This window comes from Streptomyces sp. NPDC020780 (assembly GCF_044334475.1).
GTDB lineage: Bacteria > Actinomycetota > Actinomycetes > Streptomycetales > Streptomycetaceae > Streptomyces.
This window is the reverse complement of record NZ_JBIRTB010000007.1, coordinates 329,648-350,176: the sequence shown is the minus strand read 5'-3', so window position 1 is coordinate 350,176 and position 20,529 is coordinate 329,648. Positions and strand designations below refer to the sequence as shown.

Genomic DNA, 20,529 nt, shown 5'->3' with positions numbered 1-20,529 from the left:
GACCGGTGAGGAACTGGTAGCCCCACACCTGGTGAGCAACGAACACGGTGTACTCGTTGGCTCTCGACGGAGACTAGCCGCCATGGCCGCCTGAGTCAGCGAGAACAGACGAAAAGTCCTGGTCAGCATGAGCCGACCAGGACATTCCAGACAAAACAACCCGGTTTTTTGGTCAGGATTCCGTCAACACGCTGTCACGTGGCATCGTCAGCCCTCCGGGACGGCCGCGCGGATCTCCTCCGCGAGCCGTCCGGCGGCTTCGCGCAGCCCGGAAACATCCGGCCCGTGACGCAGGACACCCCGGCTCACGCTCGGCACGACGTTGCGGACCGAGGCACCGAACACGCGCGGCAGGTCCGCCGCGGTCGCCCCCTGGGCACCGATGCCCGGCGCGAGGAGCGGGCCGTTGACCGCCAGGTCCACGCCGGCGTCCCCGAGCGTGGCACCCACCACCGCGCCCACGGAGCCGAGCGGCGTGGCCCCCGCGTTCTCGGCGGCCATGTGGTCGAGCATCACCTGGGCCAGCGACCGCCCGTCGGCGGCCGTGGCCCGCTGCACCTCGGCACCCTCCGGATTCGAGGTGAGGGCGAGCACGAAGACCCCCGAGCCGGAGACCGCGGCCGCGTCGAGCGCGGGACGCAGCGAGCCGAAGCCGAGGTACGGCGAGACGGTGACCGCGTCGGAGTAGAGCGGCGAGTCCTTGTCGAGGTACGTGGCGGCGTACGCGCCCATCGTGGAGCCGATGTCCCCGCGCTTGGCGTCCATGAGCACCAGCGCCCCGGCCGCGCGGGCCTCCCCGACCGCCTTCTCCAGGACCGCGACACCGCGCGAGCCGAACCGCTCGAAGAAGGCGGACTGCGGCTTGAGTACGGCGACCCGGTCGGCCAGCGCCTCGACGACGGTACGGGTGAAGCGCTCCAGGCCCGCGACGTCGTCGCCCAGGCCCCAGGAGGTGAGCAGGGAGGCGTGCGGGTCGATGCCGACACAGAGCGGTCCACGGGTGTCCATGGCGTGGCGCAGGCGGGCGCCGAAGGGTGCGGGGGGCACGGTCACGGCATGGCCTTCCGGGTCTCGGCGCCGACGGCCTCGGCGAGGGTGGCGTACGGGGAGGCGGCCAGGCGGGCGGCCAGGCCCTTGTGGATCGCCCGGGCGTAGAAGGGGCCCTCGTAGACGAAGGCGCTGTAGCCCTGGACGAGGGTGGCGCCCGCCAGGATGCGCTGCCAGGCGTCCTCGGCGTTCTCGACGCCTCCGACACCCACCAGGGTGATCCTGGTGCCCACGCGGGCGTACAGGCGGCTCAGGACCTCCAGGGAGCGTTCCTTGAGGGGGGCTCCGGAGAGCCCGCCTGCCTCCTCGACCAGGGACGCCGCCGACTTCAGGCCCAGGCCGTCGCGGGCGATGGTGGTGTTGGTGGCGATGATGCCGTCCAGTCCGAGTTCGAGGGCGAGGTCGGCGACGGCGTCGACGTCCTCGTCCGCGAGGTCCGGGGCGATCTTGACGAGCAGCGGGACCCGCCGGTCCGTGACGGTACGGTCGGCGGCCTCGCGTACCGCGGTGAGCAGCGGGCGGAGCGCCTCGGTGGCCTGGAGGTCGCGCAGCCCGGGAGTGTTGGGCGAGGAGACGTTCACCACGAGGTAGTCGGCGTGGGCGGCGAGCCGCTCGGTGGACTTGACGTAGTCCCCCACCGCCTCGGCCTCGGGGACGGCCTTGGTCTTGCCGATGTTGACACCGACGGTCGTACGGAAGACCGGGGTGCGGGCGGCCAGGCGCTCGGCGACGGCCGCGGAGCCCTCGTTGTTGAAGCCCATGCGGTTGATCAGCGCCCGGTCCGCGACGAGGCGGAACAGCCGCTTCTTCGGGTTGCCGGGCTGGGGCTCGCCGGTGACCGTGCCGATCTCGACGTGGTCGAAGCCGAGCATCGCCATGCCGTCGATCGCGACGGCGTTCTTGTCGAAGCCGGCGGCGAGCCCGAAGGGGCCGTGCATCCGCAGGCCGAGGGCCTCGGTGCGCAGTTCCTCGAAGCGGGGGGCGAGCGCGGCGGCGGCGAAGGTGCGCAGGACCGGGATCCGGGCGGCGAGCCGGATCCAGCGGAAGGCCAGGTGGTGAGCCTGTTCCGGGTCCATCCGCGTGAAGAACAGCCGGAAGAAGAGTTTGTACATCACAGGTGTCCTCATGAGGAGGGGGACACCGTTTCCGGTGTCCCCCTGGGGGTGGCTCTGATCCGGACGGGAGGCCCTCAGTCGCGGGCCGCGGTCAGGTGCTCCGCGTGTTCCTGGAGGGAACGCACGCCGACGTCCCCGTGGTTGAGCGCGTCGATGCCCTGGACGGCGGCGGCGAGCGCCTGGACCGTGGTGAGGCAGGGCACGGACCGGGCGACGGCCGCGGTGCGGATCTCGTAGCCGTCGAGCCGGCCGCCCGTTCCGTACGGGGTGTTGACGATGAGGTCGACCTCGCCGTCGTGGATCAGCTGGACGATGGTCTTCTCACCGTTCGGGCCCTCGCCCTCGGACTGCTTGCGCACGACGGTGGCGTTGATGCCGTTGCGCTTGAGGACCTCGGCGGTACCGGAGGTGGCCATCAGCTCGAAGCCGTGGGCGACGAGCTCGCGGGCCGGGAAGATCATGGAGCGCTTGTCGCGGTTGGCGACGGAGATGAAGGCGCGGCCCTTGGTGGGCAGCGGGCCGTACGCGCCGGCCTGCGACTTGGCGTACGCCGTGCCGAAGACCGAGTCGATGCCCATGACCTCGCCGGTGGAGCGCATCTCCGGGCCGAGGACCGTGTCGACGCCGCGGCCGTGGATGTCGCGGAAGCGCGACCACGGCATGACGGCCTCCTTGACGGAGATCGGCGCGTCGAGCGGCAGGGTGCCGCCGTCGCCGTGCCTGGGCAGCAGGCCCTCGGCGCGCAGCTCGGCGACGGTCGCGCCCAGCGAGATGCGGGCGGCGGCCTTGGCGAGCGGGACGGCGGTCGCCTTCGAGGTGAAGGGGACGGTCCGCGAGGCGCGCGGGTTGGCCTCCAGGACGTAGAGGATGTCGCCGGAGAGTGCGAACTGGATGTTGATCAGCCCGCGCACGCCGACGCCCTTGGCGATGCCCTCGGTGGAGGCCCGCAGCCGCTTGATGTCGAAGCCGCCCAGCGTGATGGGGGGCAGCGCGCAGGCGGAGTCGCCGGAGTGGATACCGGCCTCCTCGATGTGCTCCATGACACCGCCGAGGTACAGCTCGGTGCCGTCGTAGAGCGCGTCGACGTCGATCTCGATCGCGTCGTCGAGGAAGCGGTCGACCAGGACCGGCCGGGTGGGGCTGATCTCGGTGGACTCGGCGATGTACGAGGAGAGGCGGGTCTCGTCGTAGACGATCTCCATGCCCCGGCCGCCGAGCACGTACGACGGGCGGACGAGGACGGGGTAGCCGATCTCGTCGGCGATGGCCTTCGCCTCGGAGAAGGTGGTGGCGGTGCCGTGCTTCGGGGCCGGCAGGCCGGCCTCGGCGAGGACCCGGCCGAAGGCGCCGCGGTCCTCGGCGGCGTGGATGGCCTCCGGCGAGGTGCCGACGACCGGTACGCCGTTGTCCTTGAGCGCCTGCGAGAGGCCGAGCGGGGTCTGGCCGCCGAGCTGGACGATCACACCGGCGATCGGGCCGGCCAGCGACTCGGCGTGCACGATCTCCAGCACGTCCTCGAGCGTGAGCGGCTCGAAGTACAGGCGGTCGGAGGTGTCGTAGTCCGTGGAGACGGTCTCCGGGTTGCAGTTGACCATCACGGTCTCGTAGCCCGCGTCGTGCAGGGCGAAGGAGGCGTGGACGCAGGAGTAGTCGAACTCGATGCCCTGGCCGATGCGGTTGGGACCCGAGCCGAGGATGATCACCGCGGGCCTGGTGCGGGGCGCGACCTCGCTCTCCTCGTCGTAACTGGAGTAGAAGTACGGCGTCTTCGCGGCGAACTCCGCGGCGCAGGTGTCGACCGTCTTGTAGACCGGGCGGATGCCGAGAGCGTGCCGGACCTCGCGGACGACGTCCTCGCGCAGGCCGCGGATCTCGCCGATCTGGACGTCGGAGAAGCCGTGCCGCTTCGCCTCGGCGAGCAGCTCGGTGTCCAGGCGCTCGGCGGCGGCGAGGTCGTCGGCGATCTCCTTGATCAGGAAGAGCTGGTCGACGAACCAGGGGTCGATCTTCGTGGCGTCGAAGACCTCCTCCTGGGTGGCGCCGGCCCGGATCGCCTGCATCACGGTGTTGATGCGGCCGTCGGTCGGACGGACCGCCTCGGCCAGCAGGGCGGCCTTGTCGCCGGGCTCGCCGGTGAAGGCGAACTGCGAGCCCTTCTTCTCCAGGGAGCGCAGGGCCTTCTGCAGCGCCTCGGTGAAGTTGCGGCCGATCGCCATGGCCTCGCCCACCGACTTCATGGTGGTGGTGAGGGTGGAGTCCGCCGACGGGAACTTCTCGAAGGCGAAGCGCGGGGCCTTGACGACGACGTAGTCGAGGGTCGGCTCGAAGGAGGCCGGGGTCTTCTCGGTGATGTCGTTGGGGATCTCGTCGAGCGTGTACCCGACGGCCAGCTTGGCGGCGATCTTGGCGATCGGGAAGCCGGTCGCCTTGGAGGCCAGCGCCGAGGAGCGTGAGACGCGCGGGTTCATCTCGATGACGATGATCCGGCCGTCGGCGGGGTCGATGGCGAACTGGATGTTGCAGCCGCCGGTGTCGACGCCGACCTCGCGGATGATGGCGATGCCGATGTCACGCAGCCGCTGGTACTCGCGGTCGGTGAGCGTCATCGCCGGGGCGACGGTGATGGAGTCACCGGTGTGGACGCCCATCGGGTCGAAGTTCTCGATGGAGCAGACGACCACGACGTTGTCGTTGCGGTCGCGCATCAGCTCCAGCTCGTACTCCTTCCAGCCGAGGATGGACTCCTCCAGGAGCACCTCGGTGGTCGGCGAGAGGGTGAGGCCCTGTCCGGCGATGCGGCGCAGCTCCTCCTCGTCGTGCGCGAAGCCGGAGCCGGCGCCGCCCATGGTGAAGGAGGGGCGGACGACGACGGGGTAGCCGCCGAGCGTGTCGACACCCTTGATGACGTCGTCCATGGAGTGGCAGATGACCGAGCGGGCGGACTCGCCGTACCCGATCTTCGCCTTGACGGCCTCGACGACGCCCTTGAAGAGGTCGCGGTCCTCGCCCTTGTTGATGGCCTCGACGTTGGCGCCGATGAGCTCGACGCCGTACTTCTCCAGGACACCGTTCTCGTGCATGGAGATCGCCGTGTTGAGCGCGGTCTGGCCGCCCAGGGTGGGCAGCAGGGCGTCGGGGCGCTCCTTGGCGATGATCTTCTCGACGAACTCGGGGGTGATCGGCTCGACGTACGTGGCGTCGGCGATCTCCGGGTCGGTCATGATCGTCGCGGGGTTGGAGTTCACCAGGATGACGCGCAGGCCCTCGGCCTTGAGGACGCGGCAGGCCTGGGTGCCGGAGTAGTCGAACTCGGCGGCCTGACCGATGACGATCGGGCCGGAGCCGATGACCAGGACGGACTGGATATCGGAGCGCTTAGGCACGCGGGCCCTCCATCAGGGAAACGAAGCGGTCGAAGAGGTAGGCGGCGTCGTGCGGGCCGGCTGCCGCTTCGGGGTGGTACTGGACGCTGAAGGCGGGCCGGTCCAGGAGCTGGAGTCCCTCGACGACCTGGTCGTTCAGGCAGACGTGGGAGACCTCGGCGCGGCCGTACTCGGTGTCGGAGACCCGGTCGAGGGGGGCGTCGACGGCGAAGCCGTGGTTGTGCGCGGTGACCTCGACCTTGCCGGTCGTGCGGTCCTGCACGGGCTGGTTGATGCCGCGGTGGCCGTACTTCAGCTTGTACGTGCCGAAGCCGAGGGCGCGGCCGAGGATCTGGTTGCCGAAGCAGATGCCGAAGAGGGGCGTACCGCGCTCCAGGACGCCCCGCATCAGGGAGACCGGGTGGTCGGCGGTGGAGGGGTCGCCGGGGCCGTTGGAGAAGAAGACTCCGTCGGGCGCGACCGCGTACACCTCGTCGAGGGTGGCGGTGGCGGGCAGGACGTGCACCTCTATGCCGCGCTCGGCCATGCGGTGCGGGGTCATGCCCTTGATGCCGAGGTCGATCGCGGCGACGGTGAACTTCTTCGTGCCGGCCGCGGGGACGACGTACGCCTCCTTGGTGGCGACCTCGGCGGCCAGGTCGGCGCCGCTCATCTCGGGGGCCTGGCGCACCTTGGCGAGCAGTACGCCCTCGTCCTGGACGGCGTTCCCGGAGAAGATGCCGACGCGCATGGCGCCGCGCTCGCGCAGGTGGCGGGTGAGCGCGCGGGTGTCGATGCCGCTGATGCCGACGACGCCCTGCGCGACGAGCTCCTCGTCCAGTGAGCGCCGGGAGCGCCAGTTGGAGGGGGTGCGGGCGGGGTCGCGTACGACGTAGCCGGAGACCCAGATGCGCTTCGACTCGGGGTCCTCGTCGTTCACGCCGGTGTTGCCGACGTGCGGGGCGGTCATCACGACGACCTGGCGGTGGTAGGAGGGGTCGGTCAGCGTTTCCTGGTAGCCGGTCATGCCGGTGGAGAACACCGCCTCGCCGAAGGTCTCCCCCACGGCCCCGTAGGCGCGGCCGCGGAAGGAGCGGCCGTCCTCCAGGACGAGTACGGCGGGAGCTTGGCCGGCTCCCCGGGTGGAGATCGTCATCGTGCGGTGCCTTCCGTAGTACTGGTGAGGTGGTTGACGGCGTCGACCCAGGCCGGGTGCTCGGCCGCGTGGTCGGAGCGGAAGCCGGAGTCGATCAGTTGGTCGCCGTGGGCCCAGGTGATGACGAGGAGGCCGCCCTCGGGCAGGACCTTCCCGGCGAGCGCCTTGTCGAGCCGGGCCTCGCGCAGGGCGGCGGCCGGCACGAAGAAGTCGGCGGCTCCGGGGCGTACGACGTCCAGGCCCTGCTCGGTGAGGGTCAGCTCGACCCGGCTGCGGGTGCCGAGGCCGTGGGCGACGATGCGGTCGAGCCACTGCCCCGCGGTGGTCGAGGCGTGGTAGCGGCCGGTCAGGGTCAGCAGCGGCGTGCCGTCCGCGTAGCCGGGCGGGGCGGTCGCGAGCTCGGGCAGGTCGGACTGGAGCCTCGCCCGCCACTTCCATCCCTGGCGCATCAGCCAGTAGACGAAGGCGATGAGGACGAGCAGTCCGACGACCCAGCTGATGCGGGCGGACCAGTCCGTCACATCGGCCGACCTCTGCTCGGCGGCCAGGTGGTACAGCTGGTGGCTGGGGGTGAGTGTTGTCACGCGAGCTTCCCGTCGACGACCGTGGCACGGCCCCGCAGGAAGGTGTGCGTCACTCGGCCCGGCAGCTCGCGGCCCTCGTAGGGAGAGTTGCGGCTGCGGGAGGCGAAGCCCGCGGGGTCCACGGTTCCACGGTATGCCGGATCGACCAGGGTGAGGTTGGCGGGCTCACCCGCCGAGACGGGCCGGCCGTGTCCGTCGAGCCTGCCGATGGCCGCGGGCCGTGCCGACATCCGGTCGGCGACGCCGGCCCAGTCGAGGAGGCCGGTGTCCACCATCGTCTGCTGGACCACGGAGAGCGCGGTCTCCAGGCCCACCATCCCCATGGCGGCGGCGGCCCACTCGCAGTCCTTGTCCTCGTGCGGGTGGGGGGCGTGGTCGGTGGCGACGCAGTCGATCGTGCCGTCGGCGAGCGCCTCGCGCAGGGCCATGACGTCGGCCTCGGTGCGCAGCGGCGGGTTCACCTTGTACACGGGGTTGTAGGACCGTACGAGCTCGTCCGTGAGCAGCAGGTGGTGCGGGGTGACCTCGGCGGTGACGTTCCAGCCCTTGGACTTCGCCCAGCGGACGATCTCCACGGAGCCGGCGGTCGACAGGTGGCAGATGTGCACCCGGGAGCCGACGTGGGCGGCGAGCAGCACATCGCGGGCGATGATCGACTCCTCGGCGACGGCGGGCCAGCCGCCGAGGCCGAGTTCCGCCGAGACGACGCCCTCGTTCATCTGTGCGCCCTCGGTGAGGCGGGGCTCCTGGGCGTGCTGCGCGACGACGCCGTCGAAGGCCTTCACGTACTCCAGCGCCCGGCGCATGATCACGGCGTCGTCGACGCACTTGCCGTCGTCGGAGAAGACCTTCACCCCGGCGGCGGAGTCGTGCATGGCGCCGAGCTCGGCGAGCTGCTTGCCCTCCAGGCCGACGGTGACGGCGCCGACGGGCTGCACGTCGCAGTAGCCGGACTCCCTGCCGAGCCGCCAGACCTGCTCGACGACGCCGGCGGTGTCCGCGACGGGGAAGGTGTTGGCCATGGCGTGCACGGCGGTGAAGCCGCCGATCGCCGCGGCCCTGGTGCCGGTGAGGACGGTCTCGGAGTCCTCGCGGCCGGGCTCGCGCAGGTGGGTGTGGAGGTCGACGAGGCCGGGCAGCAGGATCCGGCCCTGCGCCTCGATCACGGTGGCGTCGCCGGCGTCGACGGACGGCGCGACGCGCGCGATGGTCTCGCCGTCGACGAGGACGTCCTGCGGCTCGCCGCCGAGGACCTTCGCGCCGCGGATCAGGGTCTTGCTCATGCGTTGTTCTCCTCGGTACGGGCGGCGGCGGACGGCAGGGCGGTCTCGGAGCCGCCCAGCAGCAGGTACAGGACGGCCATGCGGGTGGAGACGCCGTTGGCCACCTGCTCGACGGCGGTGCAGCGGTCGGAGTCGGCGACCTGGGCCGTGATCTCCATGCCGCGGACCATGGGCCCGGGGTGCATCACGATGGCGTGCCCGGGCATCTTCGCCATGCGCTCACCGTCCAGGCCGTAGCGGCGGGAGTACTCGCGCTCGGTCGGGAAGTAGGCGGCGTTCATCCGCTCACGCTGCACCCGGAGCATCATCACGGCGTCGGACGTCGGGAGCACGGCGTCGAGGCTGTAGCTGACCTCGCAGGGCCACCGCTCGACGCCGACGGGCACGAGGGTCGGCGGGGCCACCAGGGTGACCTGCGCGCCGAGCGTGGCCAGCAGGTGGACGTTGGAGCGGGCCACCCGGCTGTGCAGGATGTCGCCGACGATCGTGATGCGGCGGCCCTCGAGGTCCCGGCCGAGCCCGGCGTCGGCGCCGACGAGCCTGCGGCGCATGGTGAACGCGTCCAGCAGGGCCTGGGTCGGGTGCTCGTGCGTGCCGTCACCGGCGTTGACGACCGCGCTGTCGATCCATCCCGAGGTCGCCAGGCGGTAGGGGGCTCCGGAGGCGCCGTGGCGGATGACGACGGCGTCGGCACCCATCGCCTCCAGGGTGAGGGCGGTGTCCTTGAGCGACTCGCCCTTGGAGACGGAGGAGCCCTTCGCCGAGAAGTTGATGACGTCGGCGGAAAGGCGCTTGGCGGCGGCCTCGAAGGAGATACGGGTCCGGGTCGAGTCCTCGAAGAAGAGGTTGACGACGGTGCGGCCGCGCAGGGTGGGAAGCTTCTTGATCGGCCGGTCCGCGACCCGGGCCATCTCCTCGGCGGTGTCGAGGATCAGGACGGCGTCGTCGCGGGTGAGGTCTGCGGCCGAGATGAGGTGACGGGGGGGCCGGGGGTTGCCCCCGGGAGGACACAGCATCTGGGGTCTCCGTGGATGGTGGAGGAATCAGGCGTACGGGCGTGCGGAAGCTGCCGTACGGCCGGTGCGGCGTACGGGGCGGCAGCTACCGCTCGCCGGCCGGGACGGTCTGCTCGACACCGAGCAGCACGGCGTCGCGGCCGTCCTCCTCGGCGAGCTGGACCTTGACCGTCTCCCGCAGCGACGTGGGGAGGTTCTTGCCGACGTAGTCGGCGCGGATCGGGAGTTCGCGGTGGCCGCGGTCGACGAGGACCGCGAGCTGCACGGCACGGGGCCGGCCGATGTCGCCGAGCGCGTCGAGTGCGGCGCGGATCGTGCGGCCGGAGAAGAGGACGTCGTCGACCAGGACGACGAGACGGCCCTCGATCCCCTCGCCGGGGATCTCCGTGCGGGCCAGGGCGCGAGCCGGGCGCATCCGCAGGTCGTCGCGGTACATGGTGATGTCGAGCGAGCCGACCGGCGTACCGCGGCCGGTGATCTCCTCGAGCTTTCCGGCCAGCCGGCGGGCGAGGTGGACCCCGCGGGTGGGGATGCCGAGGAGCACCACGTCGTCGGCGCCCTTGGCGCGTTCGACGATCTCGTGGGCGATACGGGTCAGGACCCGGGCGATGTCGGGAGCCTCGAGAACGGGGCGTGCCGCGTTGCCGGTGCGGTGGTGCTGTGCGTCCATAAGAAACGGACCTCCTTCTCCGCCTCACTGGACGGACGTTAAAGGACGTCGGATGTGCGTCATCCAAGGTACCAGGGCGTGTGCGGGCTCATGACGGAGCCCCTGGGAGGTGCAGTCCGGACCTTTCGGCTTGACGCAGACAGGTAACGCTGCGTAACCTCACAGTGAGTTACCAGCCACGCGGCTGAGCCGCAAGAACTGTTCCAGCGTCCGGGGAGCCTTATGTCCAGCGAATACGCAAAGCAGCTCGGGGCCAAGCTCCGCGCCATCCGCACCCAGCAGGGCCTTTCCCTCCACGGCGTGGAGGAGAAGTCCCAGGGCCGCTGGAAGGCCGTCGTGGTCGGTTCGTACGAGCGCGGCGACCGCGCCGTGACCGTGCAGCGCCTTGCCGAGCTGGCTGACTTCTACGGCGTCCCGGTGCAGGAGCTCCTGCCCGGCACGACACCCGGCGGTGCCGCCGAGCCCCCGCCGAAGCTCGTCCTGGACCTGGAGCGCCTCGCCCACGTCCCGCCGGAGAAGGCCGGACCGCTGCAGCGTTACGCGGCGACGATCCAGAGCCAGCGCGGCGACTACAACGGCAAGGTGCTGTCGATCCGCCAGGACGACCTGCGCACCCTGGCCGTGATCTACGACCAGTCGCCGTCCGTTCTCACCGAGCAGCTGATCAGCTGGGGTGTGCTGGACGCCGACGCGCGTCGCGCGGTGGCCCACGACGAGGGCTGATCCGCCCCCGCAGAAACGTACCGCCGGGTGGGCGGGGCCGCGAAGGCCCCGCCCACCCGGCGTTTCGCCTTCCGGGCCCGGCCCCGCTTCCCCCCGCCGGGCACCGTGTCCCGGCCGGCAGACCGAAGGGTCCACGGTCATGGCGACCGTGGACCCTTCCTTCGGCTGAACCGCGCCGCCGCTACTGCTCCCGGCGGAGATTCGGCTTGAGGTCCTTGAAACGGGCCAGCAGGCCGTTCACGAAGGACGGGGAGTCGTCCGTGGAGAACTCCTTGGCGAGCTGGACCGCCTCGTCGATCACCACAGCGTCCGGCGTGGAGTCCGCCCAGATCAGCTCGTACGCCCCGAGCCGCAGGATGCTCCGGTCGACGACCGGCATGCGGTCGATCTCCCAGTCCACGGCGTAGGTGACGATGAGGTCGTCGATGCGGTCCGCGTACTGCGCGTACCCCTCGACGAGCTCCATGGTGAATTCGCCGACCGGCGGCTGGCGGTCGTCGGTCCGCGAGAGCCGTACCCAGTCAGCGAGGACCGTCTGCACGGACTCACCGCGCTGGTCGGCCTCGAAGAGAATCTGGAAGGCGCGTTTGCGGGCCTTGTTCCGGGCAGCCACGGTTAGCTGTTCACCCGGCCGAGGTAGTCGCCCGTGCGGGTGTCGACCTTGATCTTCTCGCCGGTGGTGATGAAGAGCGGGACACCGATCTCGTAGCCGGTCTCCAGGGTCGCGGGCTTGGTGCCACCGGTGGAGCGGTCGCCCTGGACGCCCGGGTCCGTGTGCTGGATCGTCAGCTCGACAGCGGCGGGCAGCTCGACGTAGAGCACCTCGCCCTCGTGCTGGGCGACAGAGGCCGTGAAGCCCTCGATCAGGAAGTTGGCAGCGTCGCCGACGGCCTTGCGGTCGACCATGAGCTGGTCGTACGTGTCCATGTCCATGAAGACGAAGTACTCGCCGTCCATGTACGAGAACTGCATGTCCCGGCGGTCGATCGTGGCCGTTTCGACCTTCACGCCGGCGTTGAACGTCTTGTCGACGACCTTGCCGGAGAGCACGTTCTTGAGCTTGGTGCGCACGAAGGCGGGGCCCTTGCCGGGCTTGACGTGCTGGAACTCGACGACGGACCAGAGCTGGCCTCCGTCGAGCTTGAGCACCAGGCCGTTCTTGAGGTCGTTCGTGGAAGCCACGGTTGCGGAATCTCCTGGACTGAAGCTGGTGGACGACCGAGGATGCGCGCCGGAGTCTCCGCGAAGGGGTTCTCCTAGAGCGCGAGCAGCTCCTTGGTCGTAATGGTGAGTAGCTCGGGTCCGCCGTCCGCCTCGGGGCGTACGACGAGCGTGTCATCGATCCGGACACCGCCCCGGCCCGGGAGGTGGACCCCCGGTTCGACGGTGACCGGCACGCAAGCGTCCAGTTTACCCATGGCTGCCGGTGCCAACTGCGGGTCCTCGTCGATTTCCAGTCCGACACCGTGCCCGGTGCAGAGCGGGAGGCCGTCCGCGTGGCCCGCGGAGTCCAGGAGGTGGCGGACGGCGCGGTCCACGTCACGGTAGGCCGCACCCGGCACGAGAGCTTCCCGTCCGGCCCGCTGAGCGGCGAAAACGAGGTCGTAGAGCTCGATCTGCCAGTCGGCGGGAGCGGTGCCGATGACGAACGTCCGACCGATCTCGCACCGGTAGCCGTGGTAGTTCGCGCCCAGGCAGACGGAGAGGAAATCCCCTTCCTCCACCCTCCGGTCCGAGGGCCTGTGACGGCCCTGGCCCGAGTTCGGGCCCGTCCCCACGGAGGTGGGGAAGGCGGGGCCGTCGGCGCCGTGGTCCACCAGGCGGCGCTCCAGCTCCAGAGCGAGATGGCGTTCGGTACGGCCCACGAGGATCGATTCCAGGAGCTCGCCGAGGGCCTGGTCGGTGATCTCCGCGGCGATCCGCAGACAGGCGATCTCCTCTTCGTCCTTGACGATCCGCAGCTGCTCCACCGAGAAGCCGAGATCGGCCAGGCGCAGCTGGGGCGCGACGGAGTGCATCGCGCGGTGGCGGGAGACCGTCAGGTCGTGCTCCTCGACGGCGAGGGAGCCCACGTCCAGCGAGGCGGCCAGTCCGGCGGCGGCGACGACGGGGTCGCCGCCGGGCTCCGGCAGGACGGTCAGCCGGAGCTGCTCGTCGGGGCGCCCGGGAGCGGGGTCACCGCCCGGCACCCGGGGGCAGAGCAGGACGTCCTCGCCGGGGCCGAGCAGCAGCACGGCGCCGGGCGGGGCCCCGCCCGCGAGATAGCGGACGTTGGCGGGGCGGGAGACCAGGGCGGCCGCGGAACCGGCGGCGGCGTACCGGTCACGCAGCAGCCCGCGTCGTACGGCGTACACCTCTGACATGTTCTCGAGCCTACGAGCGGGGGCGGCGGCCCGCCCGGTCAGCGCATCCGACCGGGGGCCGGCGCCCCCTGCCGCTACCAGGCCGGGGGGCTCGCTATGGAGCGGGCCAGCACGTCGTCGAGGACCCGGGCGGTCGTCTCCACGTCGTAGGAGGAGTTGTCGATGATCGGGAGCCCGGAGCCGTACCAGCCGGCCATCCGGCCGTGGATCCGTGCGACCTCCTCGTCGGAGAGGCGGCGGTTGCCGCTGCGGGCGGCGTTGCGCTCCAGGACGACCTCCAGGCCGGGCAGCAGGACGACGGGCAGCAGCCCGGGACCCACGTGGCGCTTCCAGCCGCCGAGGCCGACGACGGGACGGTCCGGGAAGACCGCGTCGTCGAGGATGCAGGAGATGCCGTTGGCCAGGAAGTTGCGGGCGGCGAATCCGCAGGTGCGCCGGGCCAGGCGGTACTGGGCCTCGGAGTGGTCGTTCCACCCCGCCTGCGGGTCGGCGAAGCCGGAGCAGACCCATTCGCGGACGTCGTCGAGGGAGACGTGCGCGGTGGGGACACGGCGGCGGCCGGCCCAGAGCTTGGCGACCGTGGTCTTCCCTGCTCCCGCGGGGCCGATCAGGAGCACGGCCAGGGTGGCGGCGCCGGTGCCCGCCCCGGCGGGCGGCGCCGGCAGCGGTACGGGACCGCCGGGAGGGAGCTGGATGTGCCCGGTCGTCTCCCGCGACGGCGGAACGGGCGCGTGCAGGGGCGCCGGGCCGGGGCCCTGAGGTCCGTGCGGGACCGGCGGCGGACCGGACGGGGGCCGGTCCTGGGGCGCGGGCGGTATCGGGGGCGGCGGCCCCGGTGGACCGGGGTGGCCGGGGTGCTGGGCCTGGTGCGTCCACGGCCCGTTACCGGGACCGTTCGGCGGCGGCAGCGGGGCCCCCACTGCGTGCTGCATCCGGTGCCACTCCGTCTCGTACAGGCAACTGGCGCTGGTCGACGGCAACCGTACCCTCCCAGGCCGCCACGCGGTGAACGGCCGGGGAGGGCACGACGTGCCTGGTTTCAGTCCGTCAGTTCACCGGCGAGAGCCCTCAGGGCGAGCCGGTAGGAGCCGATGCCGAATCCTGCCACGGTGCCGGTGGCCACGGGGGCGACGACGGAAGTGTGGCGGAATTCCTCCCGTGCGTACGGGTTGGAGATGTGCACCTCGATCAGCGGGGCGGTGCGCTGGGCGGCGGCGTCCCGCATGCCGTACGAGTAGTGGGTGAACGCGCCGGGGTTGAGGACGACGGGAATCGCGCCGTCCGCGGCCTCGTGGAGCCAGCGGATCAGCTCCCCCTCGTCGTTGGTCTCCCGCACGTCGACGTCGAAGCCGAGTTCCTTGCCGAGGGCCCGGCAGGTGTCGACGAGACCGGCGTAGGACGTCGCCCCGTACACGTCGGGCTCGCGGGAGCCGAGCCGGCCGAGGTTGGGACCGTTGAGCACGAAGACCCTGCGGGTGCTCACGCGGAGACCTCCCCGTAGGCCGCGAGCAGGACGGCCGGGTCGGGGCCCTCGAGCACGGTGGGCTTCCCGATGCCGTCCAGGACGATGAAGCGCAGCAGGTCGCCGCGGGACTTCTTGTCGACCTTCATGTTCTCCAGCAGCTTGGGCCACTGGTCGCCGCGGTAGGTGAGCGGCAGGCCGACGGACTCCAGGACGGCGCGGTGCCGGTCGGCGGTGGCGTCGTCGAGGCGTCCGGCGAGCCGGCCGAGCTCGGCGGCGAAGACCATGCCGACCGAGACGGCGGCGCCGTGGCGCCACTTGTAGCGCTCGTTCTTCTCGATGGCGTGGGCCAGGGTGTGCCCGTAGTTGAGGATCTCCCGGAGCCCGGACTCCTTGAGGTCGCTGGAGACGACCTCGGCCTTGACCCGGATGGAACGCTCGATCAGCTCCGCGGTGTGCGGTCCGGCGGGCGTACGGGCACCCTGCGGGTCGGCCTCGACGAGGTCCAGGATGACCGGGTCGGCGATGAAGCCGGCCTTGATGATCTCGGCCATGCCGGAGACGTAGTCGTGGACCGGCAGCGAGTCGAGCGCGGCGAGGTCGCAGAGCACCCCTGCGGGCGGGTGGAAGGCGCCGACGAGGTTCTTGCCCTCGGCGGTGTTGATGCCCGTCTTGCCTCCGACCGCCGCGTCGACCATGGCGAGCACGGTCGTCGGTACGGCGATCCAGCGCACCCCGCGCAGCCACGACGCGGCCACGAAGCCGGCGACGTCGGTGGTGGCGCCGCCGCCCACGCCGACGATGACGTCGGTGCGGGTGAAGCCGGTCTGGCCGAGCGCCTTCCAGCAGTAGGCGGCGACCTCGACGGTCTTGGCCTCCTCCGCGTTGGGCAGCTGGATCGCGATGACCTCGTAGCCCTGGCCGGCCAGATCCTGGCGGACCGCTTCACCGGTCTCGGCGAGCGCCTCGGGGTGCAGGACGGCGACCCGCTTGGCGCGGTCGCCGATGAGGTGCGGCAGCTCGCCCAGGAGTTGGTGGCCGACGAGCACCTCGTACGGGTCGGTGCCCGCCGTGCCGGCGATCTGGATGCGCGTGGTGCCCTGCTCGGTCATGCGTGTGTTCTCCTGGTCGGACGGTACGGGCCCGTCTGTACGCTCCGGAAGGTCCAGTGCCTCGGTGATCGCCCGGGCGACCTCTTCGGGAGTGCGGGCGTCGGTGGCGACGGTGACGGCGGCCACCTCCTCGTAGAGAGGACGCCGGGCGTCCATGAGCTCGCGCCACTGCCGTCGCGGGTTGACGGCGAGCAGGGGGCGGGCGGTGTTCAGGCCGACCCTGCGGACGGCCTCGTCCACGTCCATGGACAGATAGACGACCGGGCGGCCCGCGAGCAGGGCACGGGTCTCCCCGTCGAGCACGGCGCCGCCACCGAGGGCGAGGACGCCGGTGTGCCGGGCGACCGCGTCCTGTACCGCCTGCCGCTCCAGGGCCCGGAAGTGGTCCTCGCCCTCGTCGAAGAAGATCTCGGAGATCGGCTTGCCCGCCCTGGCCACGACGTCCGCGTCGGTGTCGCGGTACGTGGTGCCGAGGCGTTCGGCGAGCAGCTCGCCCACCGTGGACTTGCCGACCCCCATGGGGCCGACGAGGACGATCAGCGGGCCGCTCACCGGATCTGGAGGTGGGAGAGGTAGGACTGCACGTTGCGGTGCGTCTCGGTGACGCTGTCGCCGCCGAACTTCTCGGCGACCGCGTCGGCCAGCACCAGGGCGACCATCGCCTCCGCGACGATCCCGGCGGCCGGGACGGCGCACACGTCGGAGCGCTGGTGGTGTGCCTTGGCCGCCTCGCCGGTGACGACGTCGACCGTGGCGAGCGCGCGCGGCACCGTGGCGATGGGCTTCATCGCGGCGCGGACGCGGAGCAGTTCGCCGGTGGTGAGCCCGCCCTCGGTGCCGCCGGAACGGCCCGAGGTGCGCTTGATGCCGTTCTCGGTGGCCACGATCTCGTCGTGCGCCTTGGATCCCGGTACGCGGGCCAGATCGAAGCCGTCACCGACCTCGACGCCCTTGATGGCCTGGATGCCCATCAGGGCGGCGGCGAGGCGGGCGTCGAGCCGGCGGTCCCAGTGCACGTGTGAACCGAGGCCGACGGGCACACCGTAGGCGAGGACCTCGACGACCCCGCCCAGGGTGTCGCCGTCCTTGTGCGCCTGGTCGATCTCCGCGACCATCGCCTTGGACGCGTCGGCGTCCAGACAGCGCACGGGGTCGGCGTCGAGCCGCTCGACGTCGGAGGGCTTGGGGTGGACGCCGTAGGGCGCCTTGGCCTTGGCCAGCTCGACGACGTGGGAGACGATCTCGATGCCCGCGGTCTCCTTGAGGTAGGAGCGGGCGACGGCGCCGAGGGCGACGCGGGCCGCGGTCTCCCGGGCGCTGGCGCGCTCCAGGATGGGCCGGGCCTCGTCGAAGCCGTACTTCTGCATCCCGGCGAGGTCGGCGTGACCGGGCCGGGGACGGGTCAGCGGGGCGTTACGGGCCTGCGCGGCCAGCACCTCGGGGTCGACCGGGTCGGCCGACATGACCTGCTCCCACTTGGGCCACTCGGTGTTGCCCACCATGACGGCGACGGGCGAGCCCATGGTGCGCCCGTGCCGGACGCCGCCGAGGAAGGTGACCTCGTCCCGCTCGAACTTCATCCGCGCGCCGCGCCCGTAACCGAGCCGTCGCCGGGCGAGCGCGTCCGCCACCATCTCCGTGGTGACGGGGATACCGGCGGGAAGACCCTCCAGCGTCGCCACCAGTGCGGGGCCGTGCGACTCCCCCGCGGTCAGCCAGCGCAACCTGCTCAACGGTGCTCCTCATGCTCGCGCCTGAAAATCCAACGGCGCGACCGGGTGCGCGGCCCTGGCCCGCCACCTCCGATCCTCCCACGCCCGGGGGGACGAACCGGCCGCCGGTCCAGCAGACGGACGGTTCGGCGTGCCCCGGGACCCGGTGCCGGTGGACGACCTCAGCGGGCCCGTGCGGACAAGGCGCGCTCGCCGGCGGCCCGCATGGCGGCGAGCGGTGCGCCGCGCCCGGTCATCTGTTCCACCTGGAAGACGGCCTGGTGGACCAGGAGGTCGAGTCCTCCGACGACGCTCGCGCCGGTCGCCGACCAGCGCGAGGCGAGGACCGTGGGCCACGGCTCGTACAGCACGTCGAACAGCGTGCCGGGGGACGCCGGTACGGCGTCCGCCAGGGCGTCCGTGGCGCCGGCCGGAGTCGTCGCGATCACCAGGGGAGCGTGCAGCGCCCGGTCCGCCGTCGCCCAGTCGGCGGTCACGACGTCGACGCCGAGGCGTTCGCCCCAGCCGCGCATCTCGTCGGCGCGCTCCGGGCTGCGCACGTACGCGGTCACGGGTCCGGTGCATACCCGGGCGAGGGCGGCGAGCGCGGAGGAGGCCGTGGCGCCGGCGCCGAGGACGGCCGCGGACTCGACCTTCTCGACCCCGCGTTCACGCAGGGCCGCGACCATGCCGGGGATGTCGGTGTTGTCGCCGGTCCGGCGGCCGTCCCGCGTGAACACCACGGTGTTGACGGCCTCGACCGATGCCGCCGCCTCGCTGATCCCGTCGAGCAGGGGGATGACCGCCCGCTTGAGCGGCATGGTGAGGGAGAGGCCTGCCCAGGAGGAGTCCAGCCGCTCGAGGAAGCCGGGGAGCGCCGCCTCGTCCACCTCGAAGCGGTCGTACGACCAGCCCTCCAAGCCGAGCTCCGCGTAGGCGGCGCGGTGGAGGGCCGGGGAGAGGGAATGGGCGATGGGCGAGCCCAGTACGGCCGCCCGGTGAGCCTCAGTCGAGGGCATCGAACTTTTCCTTGAGCTTCAGGAAGTCGTCGTAGTTCTTGGCGAATTCCGTCCGGTGCTGCCCGTCGGTGGCGACGAAGTACAGCCAGCCGTCCGTGGTCGGGTTCAGCGCGGCGGCCAGCGCCTCGGACCCCGGGTTGCTGATGGGGCCGGGCGTGAGTCCTCGCTGCGTGTAGGTGTTGTACGGGTCCATGTTCTTATGGATCTCGGAGACACCAATGTTGATCTTGCTCTGCTTCTTCAGGTAATTGAACGTCGAGTCGAATTGGAGCTTCTGGTTCGTCTCGGTGTTGCTGGGCTTGAGACGGTTGTAGATGACTTCGCTCATCTTGCGGAAGTCGTCGTGGGTCTTCCCCTCCGCCTGGACGAGGCTCGCCACGGTCAGCACCTGCCAGGGGCCGTCCAGGTCGTACTTCTTGGCAGCGGCCTCGAGGTCCAGTTTTCCGTACTCCGCGTTGGCCCGGGCCACCATCTTCCCGAGGACGGCCTCCGGCTTCGCACCCTTGGCCACCGCGTATGTGGCCGGGTAGAGGAAGCCTTCGAGCGGATCCTTTATGGCCGGGTCGTTGTCGGCCCAGTCGGGCAGGCCCAGGCTTTCGGCCTTGGTCCTGGCGATCTGCTCGGTCGTCCCCTTCTTGAGATCCAGTCTCGCGTCGATGTCCTCGTACACTTTGGCGTTGCGTGTGCCCGGGGGAACGACGTAACCGTTCTGACTCGCCGGGTTCAGCATCATTTCCACGGCGTTCTTCGCCGACATCTCCTTCTTCAGGAGATAGACGCCCGCCTGGAGGGACTTGCCTTTGGGATTTCCGTTCTGGGCCGAGATGAACGCGTCCGCCGACTTCACGACGCCGGCCTTCTTGAGGATGTTCGCGATCTCGTTCCCGAGAGCACCCTGCGGGATCTCCACCTCGACCGTCTCCGTGCCGCTGCCCGCGTAGTCGGGCGCCGCGCCGAACTGGTTCTGGTAATAGGAGTAGCCCAGGTAGGTCACCCCGCCGAGGCCGCCGACGAGGACCACCGCCACGCCCAGGCAGGCACAGCCGTTACGGCTCTTCTTCTTGCCTTTGCCCCGGCGCTCGCCGCCGCCCCGGCGGGACGCGCGCGGGTCGTCGTCGTACGCGTCCTCTTCGTCCTCGTCCCGCCTCGTGTCGCGGCGCGTGTCCCGGCCGGTCGCCGGTTCGTCCGCGCCCGTGAAGAAGGGGTGCGTCTCCTCCTGCGGCACGTCCGGGTCCCAGTCGGGGTTCTGCTGCCGGGGCTGCCGGGGTTGCTGAAGCGGCTGGGGCTGCTGGCCCTGGTGCTGCTCGTTGTGGTCTTGGTGCTGGTCGTGGTTCTGGTGGGCCTGCTCGCGGTGGCCGGGGGGCTGCGGCGGGGGGTAGGCCTCGGGCGTGCCGTAGTAGTCGACCTGCTCGCCGTAGCCACCCTGGGTGTCGCCGTACGGGAGCTGCGGATCGTACGGCACGGTCTGCTGCGGGCCCGTGTCCCAGCCGCCGTTGTACTGCTGCGGCTGCTCGGGCGACTGCTGCGCGTACGGGTCGTGCGGGGTGCCGTACTGCTGCTGGTGCTGGTGCTGGGACTGCTGGACGGCGTACGGGTCCTGCTGGTATTGCTGGGCGTATGCGTCCTGCTGCTGGTGCTGCTGCGCGTACGGGTCCTGCTGCTGATGCTGCGCGTACGGGTCCTGCTGCTGATGCTGCGCGTACGGGTCCTGCTGGTAGCCCTGCTGGGCGTACGGGTCCTGCGCGTAGGGCGGCTGCTGCTGGCCTTCGTACTGGCCCGGGCCCTGGCCGTGGGCGGCCCATCCCTGGTCCCCGTAGAGCGGGTCCTCGGGATGCCACGGTTCGGAGCCGGGGCCCCGGCCATACTCAGTCATCGATCCCCTAGAGCCGCGAGACGCGTTCCGTC

General features: G+C 71.2%; 18 protein-coding genes. 1 reads left to right on the top strand and 17 read right to left on the bottom strand.

The window, feature by feature from the left end:
- Positions 1–207 precede the first annotated feature (207 nt).
- The 8 genes from pyrF to pyrR all read right to left on the bottom strand — a co-directional run bounded on the left by pyrF (position 208) and on the right by pyrR (position 10,233).
- On the bottom strand, positions 208–1,047 hold the full coding sequence (gene pyrF / locus ACH4VO_RS16280) for an orotidine-5'-phosphate decarboxylase (RefSeq protein WP_360997813.1): 840 nt from the start codon (positions 1,045–1,047) through the stop codon (positions 208–210).
- A 2-nt stretch (positions 1,048–1,049) separates the two neighbouring features.
- Positions 1,050–2,159, bottom strand: a complete 1,110-nt coding sequence (locus tag ACH4VO_RS16275; RefSeq protein WP_360997784.1) for a quinone-dependent dihydroorotate dehydrogenase — start codon at positions 2,157–2,159, stop codon at positions 1,050–1,052.
- 77 nt (positions 2,160–2,236) lie between these two features.
- Positions 2,237–5,545 carry a carbamoyl-phosphate synthase large subunit gene (gene carB, locus ACH4VO_RS16270; RefSeq protein WP_360997782.1) on the bottom strand — a complete coding sequence of 1,103 codons (3,309 nt, stop codon included), beginning with the start codon at positions 5,543–5,545 and terminating at the stop codon, positions 2,237–2,239.
- Complete coding sequence (carA, locus tag ACH4VO_RS16265) at positions 5,538–6,680, bottom strand: glutamine-hydrolyzing carbamoyl-phosphate synthase small subunit (RefSeq protein WP_360997780.1); 1,143 nt, start codon at positions 6,678–6,680, stop codon at positions 5,538–5,540. The genes carB and carA overlap by 8 nt, the downstream gene beginning before the upstream one ends.
- Complete coding sequence (locus ACH4VO_RS16260) at positions 6,677–7,264, bottom strand: hypothetical protein (protein WP_360997778.1); 588 nt, start codon at positions 7,262–7,264, stop codon at positions 6,677–6,679. The genes carA and ACH4VO_RS16260 overlap by 4 nt, the downstream gene beginning before the upstream one ends.
- Positions 7,261–8,547 (bottom strand): dihydroorotase, encoded by a 1,287-nt coding sequence (locus tag ACH4VO_RS16255; RefSeq protein ID WP_360997776.1) that lies wholly within the window; start codon positions 8,545–8,547, stop codon positions 7,261–7,263. Before ACH4VO_RS16255 ends, ACH4VO_RS16260 begins: the two co-directional genes overlap by 4 nt.
- Positions 8,544–9,563, bottom strand: a complete 1,020-nt coding sequence (locus ACH4VO_RS16250; protein ID WP_360997775.1) for an aspartate carbamoyltransferase catalytic subunit — start codon at positions 9,561–9,563, stop codon at positions 8,544–8,546. Before ACH4VO_RS16250 ends, ACH4VO_RS16255 begins: the two co-directional genes overlap by 4 nt.
- Positions 9,564–9,648: 85 nt before the next feature.
- Entirely contained in the window at positions 9,649–10,233 is a 585-nt protein-coding gene (pyrR, locus tag ACH4VO_RS16245) for a bifunctional pyr operon transcriptional regulator/uracil phosphoribosyltransferase PyrR (protein WP_360997774.1), read from the bottom strand.
- Between the two features lie 222 nt (positions 10,234–10,455).
- Here pyrR and bldD point away from each other — a divergent pair, with 222 nt between their 5' ends.
- The gene (gene bldD, locus ACH4VO_RS16240; RefSeq protein ID WP_014157378.1) at positions 10,456–10,956 is read left to right on the top strand and encodes a transcriptional regulator BldD; all 501 of its coding nucleotides are present in this window, start codon (positions 10,456–10,458) and stop codon (positions 10,954–10,956) included.
- Between the two features lie 181 nt (positions 10,957–11,137).
- Here bldD and nusB read toward each other — a convergent pair whose 3' ends face one another.
- The 9 genes from nusB to mltG all read right to left on the bottom strand — a co-directional run bounded on the left by nusB (position 11,138) and on the right by mltG (position 20,497).
- On the bottom strand, positions 11,138–11,569 hold the full coding sequence (gene nusB, locus ACH4VO_RS16235; protein WP_358685974.1) for a transcription antitermination factor NusB: 432 nt from the start codon (positions 11,567–11,569) through the stop codon (positions 11,138–11,140).
- 2 nt (positions 11,570–11,571) lie between these two features.
- Positions 11,572–12,138: an elongation factor P gene (efp, locus tag ACH4VO_RS16230; RefSeq protein ID WP_030918902.1), complete on the bottom strand. Its 567-nt coding sequence runs from the start codon at positions 12,136–12,138 to the stop codon at positions 11,572–11,574.
- A 74-nt stretch (positions 12,139–12,212) separates the two neighbouring features.
- Positions 12,213–13,319: a M24 family metallopeptidase gene (locus ACH4VO_RS16225; RefSeq protein ID WP_360997772.1), complete on the bottom strand. Its 1,107-nt coding sequence runs from the start codon at positions 13,317–13,319 to the stop codon at positions 12,213–12,215.
- Between the two features lie 74 nt (positions 13,320–13,393).
- Entirely contained in the window at positions 13,394–14,251 is an 858-nt protein-coding gene (locus tag ACH4VO_RS16220) for a Pro-rich N-terminal domain-containing protein (protein WP_360997771.1), read from the bottom strand.
- A 107-nt stretch (positions 14,252–14,358) separates the two neighbouring features.
- Positions 14,359–14,802 carry a type II 3-dehydroquinate dehydratase gene (aroQ, locus tag ACH4VO_RS16215; protein ID WP_360997770.1) on the bottom strand — a complete coding sequence of 148 codons (444 nt, stop codon included), beginning with the start codon at positions 14,800–14,802 and terminating at the stop codon, positions 14,359–14,361.
- Positions 14,799–16,445, bottom strand: a complete 1,647-nt coding sequence (gene aroB, locus ACH4VO_RS16210; protein ID WP_360997768.1) for a 3-dehydroquinate synthase — start codon at positions 16,443–16,445, stop codon at positions 14,799–14,801. Before aroB ends, aroQ begins: the two co-directional genes overlap by 4 nt.
- Positions 16,442–17,626 carry a chorismate synthase gene (aroC, locus tag ACH4VO_RS16205; RefSeq protein WP_360997766.1) on the bottom strand — a complete coding sequence of 395 codons (1,185 nt, stop codon included), beginning with the start codon at positions 17,624–17,626 and terminating at the stop codon, positions 16,442–16,444. Before aroC ends, aroB begins: the two co-directional genes overlap by 4 nt.
- Positions 17,627–17,787: 161 nt before the next feature.
- Entirely contained in the window at positions 17,788–18,624 is an 837-nt protein-coding gene (locus tag ACH4VO_RS16200; protein WP_360997764.1) for a shikimate dehydrogenase, read from the bottom strand.
- Positions 18,611–20,497, bottom strand: coding sequence for an endolytic transglycosylase MltG (gene mltG, locus ACH4VO_RS16195; protein ID WP_360997762.1), 1,887 nt, complete (start codon positions 20,495–20,497; stop codon positions 18,611–18,613). Before mltG ends, ACH4VO_RS16200 begins: the two co-directional genes overlap by 14 nt.
- Positions 20,498–20,529 lie beyond the last annotated feature (32 nt).

What these genes read in the sequence shown, in the direction of transcription:
- bldD (WP_014157378.1), top strand. Translation starts at nt 10,456, where the DNA reads ATGTCCAGCGAATACGCAAAGCAGCTCGGGGCCAAGCTCCGCGCCATC.
- carA (WP_360997780.1), bottom strand. Translation starts at nt 6,680, where the DNA reads ATGACGATCTCCACCCGGGGAGCCGGCCAAGCTCCCGCCGTACTCGTC.
- ACH4VO_RS16255 (WP_360997776.1), bottom strand. Translation starts at nt 8,547, where the DNA reads ATGAGCAAGACCCTGATCCGCGGCGCGAAGGTCCTCGGCGGCGAGCCG.
- ACH4VO_RS16200 (WP_360997764.1), bottom strand. Translation starts at nt 18,624, where the DNA reads ATGCCCTCGACTGAGGCTCACCGGGCGGCCGTACTGGGCTCGCCCATC.
- pyrR (WP_360997774.1), bottom strand. Translation starts at nt 10,233, where the DNA reads ATGGACGCACAGCACCACCGCACCGGCAACGCGGCACGCCCCGTTCTC.
- mltG (WP_360997762.1), bottom strand. Translation starts at nt 20,497, where the DNA reads ATGACTGAGTATGGCCGGGGCCCCGGCTCCGAACCGTGGCATCCCGAG.
- ACH4VO_RS16225 (WP_360997772.1), bottom strand. Translation starts at nt 13,319, where the DNA reads ATGTCAGAGGTGTACGCCGTACGACGCGGGCTGCTGCGTGACCGGTAC.
- ACH4VO_RS16250 (WP_360997775.1), bottom strand. Translation starts at nt 9,563, where the DNA reads ATGCTGTGTCCTCCCGGGGGCAACCCCCGGCCCCCCCGTCACCTCATC.
- ACH4VO_RS16220 (WP_360997771.1), bottom strand. Translation starts at nt 14,251, where the DNA reads ATGCAGCACGCAGTGGGGGCCCCGCTGCCGCCGCCGAACGGTCCCGGT.
- ACH4VO_RS16275 (WP_360997784.1), bottom strand. Translation starts at nt 2,159, where the DNA reads ATGTACAAACTCTTCTTCCGGCTGTTCTTCACGCGGATGGACCCGGAA.